Here is a 10,992-nt window from a genome sequence, read left to right on the forward strand (position 1 = left end):
CTCCTTGGCAGTCGAGCCTTCGGTGGTCGGCCGGGACCCGGCCGACGGGGGAGTCTTGCGGTCAGTTCTTAAGCGATTGCAAAGTCGGCCGACGTGAGGTCAGAGCGCCGAGGTGGAACGGGCCCGCAGACGGGCCAGGGTGTAGAGCAGGCCGAGGGCCGGCCGCTGTGGGCCGAGGACCTTGCGCATCCGCAGCAGCGAGAGCGCGGACCAGAGCTTGCTCTCCTCCACATGGCCCGGCGCGGCGTGCACGTCGTCGTGCTCCAGTACGCGCAGCTGCCGCACGTGTCGGTGCAGCAGCCGCACATCCGCCCGGGGCACGATCTCGTCCCGGGTGCTGGCCACGTAGGCGACCGGGATGTCCAGTGCGGCCAACCGTTCGGTGGGCAGGGCCCAGTGGCGCAGGCCTGCCAGATCCGTCCCGGTCAGATGGGCCATGGTGTCCACGGTGATCTGCGGAACCCCGCGCTGCCAGCCGGCATCGGTGAAGAACTCGCTGATCGGCGCGCCCGCCGTGATGACACCCCGGATACGCGCGTCGTCCATGGCGCAGCGCAGGGCCAGGTGCCCGCTGAAGCTCAGCGCGAGCGCGTACGTCCGTGTGACGTCCGCCCGGTCGGCGACCGCGTCCAGCAGCCCGGACAGGAACCGGTGGCTCTTCTCGTCGTACGGCACCGGGTTCTCGCCGATGCCGGGCAGGTCGACCACGATGGCGGCCATGCCCAGCCGGCGGAAGACCGGCAGGGCGGGCGCCCACTGCTCCTTGACGCTGACGTTGCCGCCCATCAGGACGAGCAGCGGCCGGCCGGCCGTGGCGGACAGACCCGACTGCCAGCAGCCGACCTTCCGGCCCTCGATCTCCACCTCCAGCCGGTGGATGTCCTGCCCCGAGCCCGCCCGCCAGCGTTCGAACGCCGCGACGGAGCGCTCGGCCGCCGCCAGCCGGGCGGGCGTGCCGGTGAACGGGAACCTCGCCATGATGAAGTGCCGGCAGGCCTCCAGATCCCGGCCCTCGTCCTCCAGCCGCTCCGCCTCGGTGCACCACTCGCCGGTCCAGGAGCCGGGGCCCTCGCCGTCGGTGGTGATGCGGTCCAGCACCCGGTCGAAGTCCGGGATCTGCTGTCCCTTGGCGTGGACGGCGACAAACCGCTTCAGTTCCTCGACGCTGTTCATTCCGCTACCTCCCGCGAGTCCGTGAACGCCTCCAGGGCGTGCTTGAGGTCGGCGAGCACGTCCGCGCCCTCGGCACCGTCGATCACCCGGTGATCGAAGGTGAGCGAGAGCCGCATCAGCGGTGCGACGGCCAGTCGGCCGTCGCGCACGACGGGTCGGTCGGTGATCCGGCCGAGGCCGAGCGTGATGGTGGCCCCACCCACCGAGTAGAACCCGTCGACCGGGCGGTGCCCCAGCGAGGTCACCGCGAAGGTGCCGAAGGTCTGCGCCCGCCGGCTCAGCGGGCGCACCCCCAGGCGGAAGAGCAGGCCACCCAGCGGCCGGGGCAGCCGCTGCAGCAGCCGGGTCGGGGCGAACTCGGGCATCACGGCCGGATCGCCGTCGCGGAAGTGGTCGACCCGCTGCTGGATCTCCGCCAGCCCCGACCGGTGCAGGTCGGGCAGCACCGTGGAGACCACGATCCGCTGCCCGTTCATGGTCCGGTCCAGGGTGAACTTGCCGTTGACCGAGGAGTAGCGGGCGATGCGCGGCCGGAGTCGGCCGCGCATCGCCGCGTTGGCCTCCGGATGGGCGGCCAGCACCCGCGCGGCCTCGTGCAGCACATAGGTGACGACGGAGAACTTGCGCACGGTGTCCCGGTGCCGGACCACGGCGGTCATGTCGATGTCGGTGTCCAGGAAGACCGGGGAGATGCTCCGGACCTCCCGGAGGAAGTGCAGGGTGGGCCGCCGCTCCCGGGCGATCGGGGTGCCGCGCACCCGCGAGGGGGTGCTCACGCGAGGTCCGCCACGTCGTCCGGGGCGCCGAACCAGGTGTCCAGTGCCGCGCGGAGCCCGGCGTCCGGCGTCTTCGCGCCGTCCACCGGACCGGCCCAGGCGACCCGGCCGTCGGGACGCAGCAGGACCGCGGCCGCCGCGATCTCCTCGGACGGCTCGGCCGTGACCAGGTCGACCCGGCCCTGCCAACCGGAGAGGTCGGGCAGCCCGGCCGTGCCGCCCGACAGGTCGAGCAGCACGCCGCGGGCCCGGTGCAGGGTCTGCGCGACCGTGGTCCCGCCCGTCCGTGTCACCAGCGCCGCGTTGACCAGTCGCCGACCGAGCAGCGGGTGCGACTCGACGCCGGCGTAGTCGATCGGGTACCGGACGCCGAGCCCGCAGCTCAGGTTGACCAGGTACTCGTTGACCTCGGGAAGCTTGACCAGCTCGCCGAAGAGTTCGCGTACGGGGCTGATCCGGTCCATCGGATGGGTCAGCGCCACCTGCGCGCGGCTGGTCAGCACGGAGCGCGCACCGACCGGGTGCCGCTCGGCGTGGTACGTGTCCAGCAGGCCCGGCGCCGCGCGCCCGGCCAGATCCGCGGCCAGTTTCCAGCCGAGGTTGAGGGCGTCCTCCAGTCCGGTGTACAGGGCCAGGCCGGCCAGCGGGAACTGGACGTGGGCCGCGTCCCCGGCCAGCAGGACATTGCCCTTGCGGTACTGCTCCGCCTGCCGGTTGACGTTGTACCAGCGGACCAGCCAGCGCTTGCGACCCGTCGTCATCCGATGACCCGTCAGGCGCTCCGCCAGTTCGCGCAGTTCGGTGAGCGTGGGCTCCGCCTCGGGGTCGGGCGGCTCGGCGCCGAACTCGCCCAGGGCGATGCGCAGCACGTTCTCGCTGACCGGGGAGAGCATGTACGGCCCGAGCCTGGTCGTCCGGGGGCCCAGGTGCTGCAGGAGCTCGTCGCCCGGGTCGACCTCCAGATCGCCGATCAGGCCGTGGAAGGGCAGCTCCTCGCCGACGAAGGCGATCCCGGCCAGCTCCCGCACGGTGCTGGCGGAGCCGTCGCAGCCGACCAGGTAGCGACCCGTCAGCGGATACTCGCCCCCGGCCGACTGCACGGTGACCTCGACCGCGGCCTCGCTCTGTGCCAGCCCGGTGATCGCGTGGCCGCGGCGGATGTCCGCGCCGAGCTTCAGGGCGTACTCCTCCAGCCGCCGCTCCACCATGGCCTGACCCACGATCAGGGTGGAGCTGTGCCGCTCCTTGAGGGCCTCGGGAGCCAGCGGATAGCCGGCGAAGACTGCGAGCGGCCACTCGAACCCGTCGGCGCGGATCGACTCCATCACCTCGCGCTGGTCGAGGATCTCGACCGTCCCGGCGTTCAGCGCCGAGCCGAGGGACTCCTCGCGAGGCTGCGCCAGGCGCTCCAGGACGACCGCCTCCACCCCCAACAGGCGTAGCTCGCAAGCGAGTAGCAGGCCCACCGGGCCGGCGCCGGCGATGACCACGGTGGTGTTCATCAGGAGCTCCTCTGGGTTTGGGGGACAGTCGTGAGGGAGTCGGTCAGGGTGTCGAGCAGGGCTTGCGCCAGATCGAGCAGGGTGGGCTGGTCGTAGATCAGCGCGGGCGTCAGCTCGATGCCGACCGCCTTGGTGCGGGTGACCAGTTCCATCGCGGTGAGCGAGGAGAAGCCGAGGTCCATCAGGTCGCTGTCGGCGCGGATCTCCTCGCCGGCGGCAAGGCCCAGTACCGAGGCGATCTCGGCGCGCAGGTGGGCCAGCAGGATCTCCGGGCGCTGCTCGGCGGGCGCTGCGGCCAGCCGCTCCAGCACGGACCCGGCCGACCGGGCCGGCTCCTGCTCGGCGGTCGCCTCGAAGGCCGCCCGGGCCTGGGGGATCTCCTGGAAGAACCGGGCCGGGCCGGCTGCCGCCGGCCGGGCGGCCAGCACCGGCCAGTCGACGTCGGCGACGACCAGCCGGCCGGGCCGCCCGAGTTCGTCCAGCACGGACCGGGGTGCCAGTGTGCGCAGCCCCCGGTCGAGTGCCGCCTGCGCGTCCGTGCCCGGCTGCTCGGCCCACGGACCGCAGCAGAGCGACAGCGCGGCCAGGCCGGCCGCCTGGCGCCGCGCGGTGATCGCCTCGTGGAAGGCGGGCAGCGTGGCCAGGCCGGTCGCAGCGGGCAGGCCGAGTGCACCTGCCAGGTCGGAGACCAGCACGAAGGCCGACAGCCGGGCGTCGCGGGTCAGCGCGTCGAGGTTCACGGCGGCGCTGCGCCGGGCGCGGGCCGACAGTGCCGAGTCGTCGGCCGAGGAGAGGTGGACGACACCGTCGAGCGGGTGCTCGGCCGGGATGCCGTCGAGCAGCCGAGCCAGTGCGTCGCGGTCGGCCAGGTCGCAGGAGGCCGACGTCACCTTGGCGCCGAGACTGGTCAGTTCGGCCTCCAGATCGGCCAGGTCCGGCCCGGCGTCGACCGTCGGCGGGACGGCGAGCAGCAGGTGCTGTGCGCCGTGCGCGGCCAGCCGGCGGGCCACGTGGCGGCCCGCCTCGGTGGCGCCACCGGTGACCAGCACCGTGCCGGTCGGCTTCCAGCTGCCGTCGGCCCTGCCGGTGCCGACCGGTAGCAGCCGGCGCGCGAAGAGCCCGGCCGGGCGCAGCGCGAGCTGGTCCTCGCCGGTAGCGCCCGTCAGGACCGCTGCCAGCCGGCGTTCGGCCGCCCGGTCGAGTACCGGCGGCAGGTCGAGCAGACCGCCCCAACGCCCGCGATACCGCGCGGACTGCGCGGGGCCGGCGCCCCAGAGCGCGCTGGCGTCCGGGCTGCCCAGCGGGTCGGCGGCCGTGGCCGACACCGCACCCCGGGTCAGGACCCAGAGCGGCGCCGGGATGCCGAGTGCTTCCAGCGCGTCGAGTACCGGAGTGGCGCCGCCGGTCTCGTCGGCCGTGAGGTCCGCCCCCTCGGTCTCGGCCAGCAGCAGGACCCCGCGCACCGGTCCGGTCGGCCGGATCTCGCGCAGCGACCCCGGAGTGCCCGTGGTGACGTCGGCCCCGGCGCGGGTCAGCGCCGCAGCCAGCTCCTCGGCTCCGGCCTCGGGGTCGGCCGGCGCGAGCAGCAGCCAGTGGCCGCCGAGGGCCGGCGCCGGGGTGTCGGCGATCGGCTGCCAGCCGATCGTGTAGCCCAGGCCGGCCCGGCGGCGCAGTCCGGCCAGCGCGGGCAGCAACGCCGCCAGGCTGCGGCGCTCCTCCTCGGAGGCCTGCAGCAGCCCGTCCAGCGCGTCGAGGTCGGCCCGCTCCACGGCCGCCCAGAAGCCGCTCTCGGCCGTCGCCGACCGCTCGGCGTCCAGCCCCCCGGGCGTCGCCACCGGGCCGAGCCAGTAGGGCCGGTGCTGGAAGGGGTACGTCGGCAGATCGAGGTCCGCCCGCCCGGCGGCCCCCAGGACCTCATTCCACGCGACCGGGCTGCCCCAGGTGTGCAGCGCGGCGAGGGCGGTCATGGCGCTCTGTGGCTCGGGCCGCTTGTTCCGCAGGACCGGTACCAGCGTCGGCGCCTGGGCCTCGGCCGCCGACGCGCCGAGGGTGTCCCGGGTGAGGGCGGTCAGCACGGGGTCGGGGCCGAGTTCGACGAACGCGGTGACGCCCTCCTCGTGCAGGGTGTGGATGGTGTCGGTGAAGCGGACGGGCTGGCGGATGTGGTCGGTCCAGTAGTCGGGGCTGCAGAGCTGTTCGGTGGTGGCGAGTTTGCCGGTGAGGTTGGAGACGACGGGGATCTTCGGTGGGTGGTAGGTGAGGCCGGCTGCCTGTTCGCGGAAGGCGTCGAGGACGGTGTCCATGTGGGGGGAGTGGAAGGCGTGGCTGACCTGGAGGTGCTTGGTCTTGCGCCCCAGCCCCGCGAAGTGGTCGGCGACTGCGGTGGCGGCTGCGGGGTCTCCGGAGATGACGGTGGACTGCGGGGCGTTGAGGGCGGCGATCGCCACTCGGTCGTCGAGGTGTTCGCGCAGTTCGTCTTCGGTGGCCTGGATGGCGATCATGGCGCCACCGCCGGGTGCGGACTGCATCAGGCGGGCGCGGGTGGCGACCAGCGCGCAGGCGTCGGGCAGTGACAGCACGCCGGCTACGTGGGCGGCGGTCAGCTCGCCGATCGAGTGACCTGCGACGTAGTCGGGCGTGATGCCCCAGGTTTCGAACAGCCGGAACAGGGCGGTTCCCAGCGCGAAGAGCGCGGGTTGGGTGTACTGGGTCCGGTGCAGCAGCTCGGCGTTGGTGAAGACCACCTCGCGCAGCGGGTGCTCCAAGTGGCCGTCCAGCTGGGCCGCGACCTCGTCGAAGGCCTGCCGGAACGCGGGGTAGCGGTCGTAGAGCTCGCGGCCCATGCCGGGACGCTGGGAGCCCTGGCCGGTGAACAGGAAGGCCGACTTGCCCGGCCGGACGACGCCCTGGACCAGCGCGGCGGCGGCCTCGCCACGGATCATCGCGTCCAGCGCCTGGCCGAAGGCGGCCGGCGCGGCGGCCACCACGGCGGCCCGGTGGCCGAAGTGGGTCCGGGTCACGGCCAGTGCCCGCCCGACCGTGACCGGGTCGGCCGCGGGCCGCTCCGCCAGCCAGCCGCGCAGCCGGACGGCCTGGTCGCGCAGCGCCGCCTCGTTCTTGCCGGACAGCACCCAGGGGACGACCGGTGCCGCCGCCTCGGGCTGCTCCTCCGGAAGGGAACCGGCGACCGGGGCGGACTCCAGGATGACGTGCGCGTTGGTACCGCTGATGCCGAACGAGGAGACGGCGGCCCGGCGCGGCCGGTCGCTCTCCGGCCAGGCCACCGGCTCGGCGAGAAGTTCGACCGCGCCGCTGGTCCAGTCGACGTGCGGGGTGGGCTCGTCCACGTGCAGGGTCTTGGGCAGCACGCCGTGCCGCATCGCCTGGACCATCTTGATCACCCCGGCCACGCCTGCGGCGGCCTGGGTGTGCCCGATGTTGGACTTGACCGAGCCGAGCCGGAGCGGCCGGCCTGCCGGCCGCTCCTGGCCGTAGGTGGCGAGCAGGGCCTGGGCCTCGATCGGGTCGCCGAGGGTGGTGCCGGTGCCGTGCGCCTCGACCGCGTCGATCTCGGCGGGGGTGAGCAGGGCGTCGGCCAGGGCCTGGCGGATCAGGCGCTCCTGGGAGGGGCCGTTGGGGGCGGTCAGGCCGTTGCTCGCCCCGTCCTGGTTCACCGCGGACCCACGGATGACGCCCAGCACGGGATGCCCGTTGGCCTCGGCGTCGGAGAGGCGCTCCAGCAGCAGGACCCCGCCGCCCTCGCCCCAGCCCGTCCCGTCGGCGGCGGCCGCGAAGGACTTGCAGCGGCCGTCGGGTGCCAGGCCTCGCTGACGGCTGAACTCGATGAACACGCCCGGGGTGGCCATCACCGTGACCCCGGCGGCCAGGGCCAGTGTGGACTCGCCCCGCCGCAAGGACTGGCCGGCCAGGTGCATCGCGACCAGCGAGGACGAGCAGGCGGTGTCGATGGTGACTGCCGGGCCTTCGAGGCCGAAGGTGTAGGCCACCCGCCCCGAGGCCAGGCTGCCCGCGCTGCCGGTGCCGATCAGGCCCTCGGCCTCCTTCGGAATCCGGTGCATCAGGCGGCCGCCGTAGTCGTCGTACATCACTCCGGCGAAGACGCCCACGGCACTGCCGCTCACGTCGGCCGGGACGATGCCGGCCCGTTCGAAGGCCTCCCAGGCGAGTTCCAGCAGCAGTCGCTGCTGCGGGTCGATCGCGGCCGCCTCGCGCGGGCTGATGCCGAAGAAGGCCGGATCGAAGTGGTCGGCGTCGTAGAGGAAGCCGCCCTCGCGTGCGTAGGAGGTACCCGAGTGGTCCGGGTCCGGGTGGTACAGCTCGGCCAGCGGCCAGCCGCGGCCGCCGGGGAAGCCGGAGACCGTGTCTGTCCCCTCGCTGACCAGCCGCCACAGGTCCTCGGGAGAGCGCACACCGCCCGGGTAGCGGCAGCTCATCCCGATGATCGCGATCGGTTCCCGGTCCGCCGACTCGGCCTGCTGCAGCCGCTGCCGGGTCTGCTGGAGGTCCGCCGTGACCCACTTGAGGTAGTCGACGAGTTTCTCTTCGTTCGTCATCGGGCTGTCCGGCCCTTCTGTGAGGTGGGGAGAATTCACTGCAGGGCCCGACCCAACTCCCGGTCGATGAAGTCGAAGACCTCGTCGGTGGTGGCCGAGCGGAGCCGGTCCTCGGCGGCGGGGCCCGCAGGTGCGGCCGCCTCGTCCAGCCGTGCCAGCAGGGTCCGTAGCCGTACGGCGATCCGGGCGCGGCCCGAGCTGTCCGGTGCCATCCCCAGGAGGTCGGCCTCCAGCCGGGCGAGTTCGGCCAGTGCGGCCGGCTCGGCCGTGCCGCCGCCCAGTTTGCCCAGCAGGTACTCGGTCAGCGCCGCAGCCGTGGGATGGTCGAAGACCAGCGTCGCGGGCAGCTTCAGACCTGCGTCGGCGGCCAGCCGGTTGCGGAACTCGACCGCCGTGAGCGAGTCGAAGCCGAGCTCCTGGAACCGGCGGTCCGGGTCGATCGCGTCCGCCCCGCGGTGGCCGAGGACGGCGGCGATCTGGCCGCGGACGGTGGCCAGGATCAGGCCCCGCTGCTCCTCGGGAGCCAGCGCGGCCAGCCGCTCGGGCAGCCCGGCGGTGCTCTCCCCGGCCCGACTGGGCACCGGCACCAGGCCGCGCAGCACCGCGGGCAGTGTGCCGGCGGCCGCCTGTCGGCGGAGCACCGGGAGGCTGAGCCGCGCGGTGATGTACGTCGGCCGGCCGGCCGCGAGCGCGGCGTCGAGGAAGTCCAGCGCCTGCTCGGTGGGCATCGCGGCCAGGCCGCGGCCGGCCAGCCGGGCGAGGTCGGCCTTCACCAACTCGCCGGTCAGCCCACTGCCCTCCTCCCACAGACCCCAGGCGAGCGACAGCGCGGGCAGCCCCGCGGCCCGCCGGTGCTCGGCCAGGGCGTCCAGGAAGACGTTGGCGGCGGCGTAGCCGGCCTGGCCCGGATTGCCGAGTGTGCCCGCGAGGGAGGAGAAGAGCACGAAGGCCGTCAGGTCCAGGTGCTCGGTGAGCTTGTGCAGGTTCCAGGCCGCGTCGGCCTTGGGGCGCAGCACGGCGTCGAGCCGTTCCCCGGTGAGCGAGGGCAGCGTGCCGTCGTCGAGCACGCCGGCCGCGTGGATCACGGCCGTGACCGGGTGCTCCTCCGGAACGGTCGCGAGCACCTCGGCGAGGGCCGCGCGGTCGGCCGCGTCGCAGGCCGCGACGGTGACCTCGGCGCCGAGCCGCTGGAGGTCGGCGGCGAGGTCCGCCGCGCCGTCGGCCGCGAGGCCGCGCCGGCTCAGCAGCAGCAGTCGGCGCACTCCGTACCGGGAGATCAGATGACGGGCGGTCAGCGCCGCCAGGGTGCCGGTGCCGCCGGTGATCAGGACCGTCCCCTCGGGACCGAAGGGTGCGGCACCGGCCGGCTGCTCGGCGTCGGCCCGGTCCATGGTGGCCCGGGTGACCCGGGGCGCCGAGACGGCGCCGTCCCGGACGAGCAGCTGCGGCTCGTCGCCGGCCAGGGCGGTCGGCACCGCGCGGTAGGACTCCTGGCGGCCGTCGTGGTCCAGCAGCACCAGGCGGCCCGGGTTCTCCGACTGCGCGGAGCGCACCAGCCCCCAGAGCGCGGCGGCACCGAGGTCGTGCAGCTCGCCGGCCCCGGGTACCGCCCCCGAGGTGGCGATCAGCAGCCGGTGCTCGGCCAGCTCCTGGTCGGCGAGGAACTCCTGCACCAGGCCGAGCAGTTGCCCGGTGACGGCACGGGCCCTGGCGGCCGGTTCCGTCCCGGCCGCGTCCGGCGTCGCCAGCTCGCCGTAGCTGCGGGCGTCGAGCCCGGCCTCCTGCAGTGCCGCCACCAGATCCGCCGCGCCGATCACCGCCCACGGCTCGGTGGCCGCCCCGGCGGCCGGCGATGCCGGCGCCGTCCACTCGATCCGGTGCAGCGGGTCGCGCCGGCTGGTCCGGACGGCGGCGAGCTGTTCGGGCGTGATCGGTCGGAGCGTCAGGGAGTCGACCGTGACGACCGGCCGGCCGTTCTGATCGCTGATCCGCAGTGCGACCTCGCGCGAGCCGACGGGCGTGATGCGCACTCGCAGGGTCTGGGCGTCGGCGGCGTGCAGCGAGACCCCGGTCCAGTTGAACGGGAGATGGATACCGGCGCTCTCGGCGCCGCCCTCGGCGGTGAAGGCGATGGCGTGCAGGGCCGCGTCGAGGAGTGCGGGGTGGACGCCGAATCCGTCATGGACGGCCTCCGGCGGGAGGATCACCTCGGCGAGGACGGTGTCGCCGTGGCGCCATGCGGTGCGCAGGCCCTGGAAGACGGGCCCGTAGGTGAGGCCGACCGCGGTGAGGTCCTGGTAGAGCCGGCCGGTATCGACCGGCACCGCGCCGGCGGGGGGCCAGGCCCCGGCATCGGCAGTGGCGGCCGACGCGGCGGTGCTGAGGGTGCCGTGGGCATTGCGGACCCAGCTGTCCACCGTGTTCAGGCCGGCGGGACGGGAGTGGACGGTGACGGCGCGTCGGCCGTCCCCGTCCGGGGCGTCGACCCGGACCTGAAGCTGAGCCGTCTCGTCCTCGGCCAGCGTGATGGGCGCCTCGAGGATCAGATCCTCCAGGTGCTCGCAGCCGGCCAAGGTGGCGGCGTGTAGTGCCAGCTCTATGAAGGCGGTGCCGGGGAGGAGGGTGGTGTCGTGGACGGTGTGGTCGGTGAGCCAGGGGTGGCGGCTGTGGGTGAGGGTGCCGGTGAGGAGGTGGGTGCCGTCGGGGAGGGTGGTGGTGGCGGTGAGGATGGGGTGGTCGAGGGGGTGGAGGCCGGTGGTGGTGAGGTCGGTGGTGGTGGGGGTGTGGAGCCAGTAGCTCTCGTGTTGGAAGGGGTAGGTGGGGAGGTCGGTCGCGACGGTCGTGTTTTCGGTGGTGGGCCAGGTGATGGTGGTGCCGGTGGTGTGGGCTTGGGCGGCGGAGGTGAGGAGGCGGGTGAGGTTGCCGTGGTCGCGGCGGAGGGTGCCGATGGTGTGGCCGGTGGTGTGG

Annotated in this window: 5 protein-coding genes; all 5 read right to left on the bottom strand. The window is 74.1% G+C overall.

Features of this window, described 5'->3' with window-relative positions; all coding sequences use genetic code 11:
• Positions 1-99: 99 nt before the first annotated feature.
• Complete coding sequence (locus ABD330_RS29890) at positions 100-1,173, bottom strand: alpha/beta fold hydrolase (protein WP_344469400.1); 1,074 nt, start codon at positions 1,171-1,173, stop codon at positions 100-102.
• Positions 1,170-1,949, bottom strand: a complete 780-nt coding sequence (locus ABD330_RS29895; protein ID WP_344469402.1) for a 2-oxo acid dehydrogenase subunit E2 — start codon at positions 1,947-1,949, stop codon at positions 1,170-1,172. The genes ABD330_RS29890 and ABD330_RS29895 overlap by 4 nt, the downstream gene beginning before the upstream one ends.
• Positions 1,946-3,451: an FAD-dependent monooxygenase gene (locus ABD330_RS29900; RefSeq protein ID WP_344469404.1), complete on the bottom strand. Its 1,506-nt coding sequence runs from the start codon at positions 3,449-3,451 to the stop codon at positions 1,946-1,948. Before ABD330_RS29900 ends, ABD330_RS29895 begins: the two co-directional genes overlap by 4 nt.
• Positions 3,451-8,064, bottom strand: a complete 4,614-nt coding sequence (locus tag ABD330_RS29905; protein WP_425555685.1) for a type I polyketide synthase — start codon at positions 8,062-8,064, stop codon at positions 3,451-3,453. Before ABD330_RS29905 ends, ABD330_RS29900 begins: the two co-directional genes overlap by 1 nt.
• Positions 8,061-10,992, bottom strand: a 2,932-nt coding sequence (locus ABD330_RS29910; RefSeq protein WP_344469408.1) for a type I polyketide synthase, incomplete at its 5' end; no start/stop codon positions are given. The genes ABD330_RS29910 and ABD330_RS29905, both read right to left, overlap by 4 nt.

This window comes from Kitasatospora kazusensis (assembly GCF_039529945.1).
GTDB classification, from domain to species: domain Bacteria; phylum Actinomycetota; class Actinomycetes; order Streptomycetales; family Streptomycetaceae; genus Kitasatospora; species Kitasatospora kazusensis.

Coding starts and splice junctions, on each gene's coding strand:
- ABD330_RS29890 (WP_344469400.1), bottom strand. CDS start 1,173: ATGAACAGCGTCGAGGAACTGAAGCGGTTTGTCGCCGTCCACGCCAAG.
- ABD330_RS29900 (WP_344469404.1), bottom strand. CDS start 3,451: ATGAACACCACCGTGGTCATCGCCGGCGCCGGCCCGGTGGGCCTGCTA.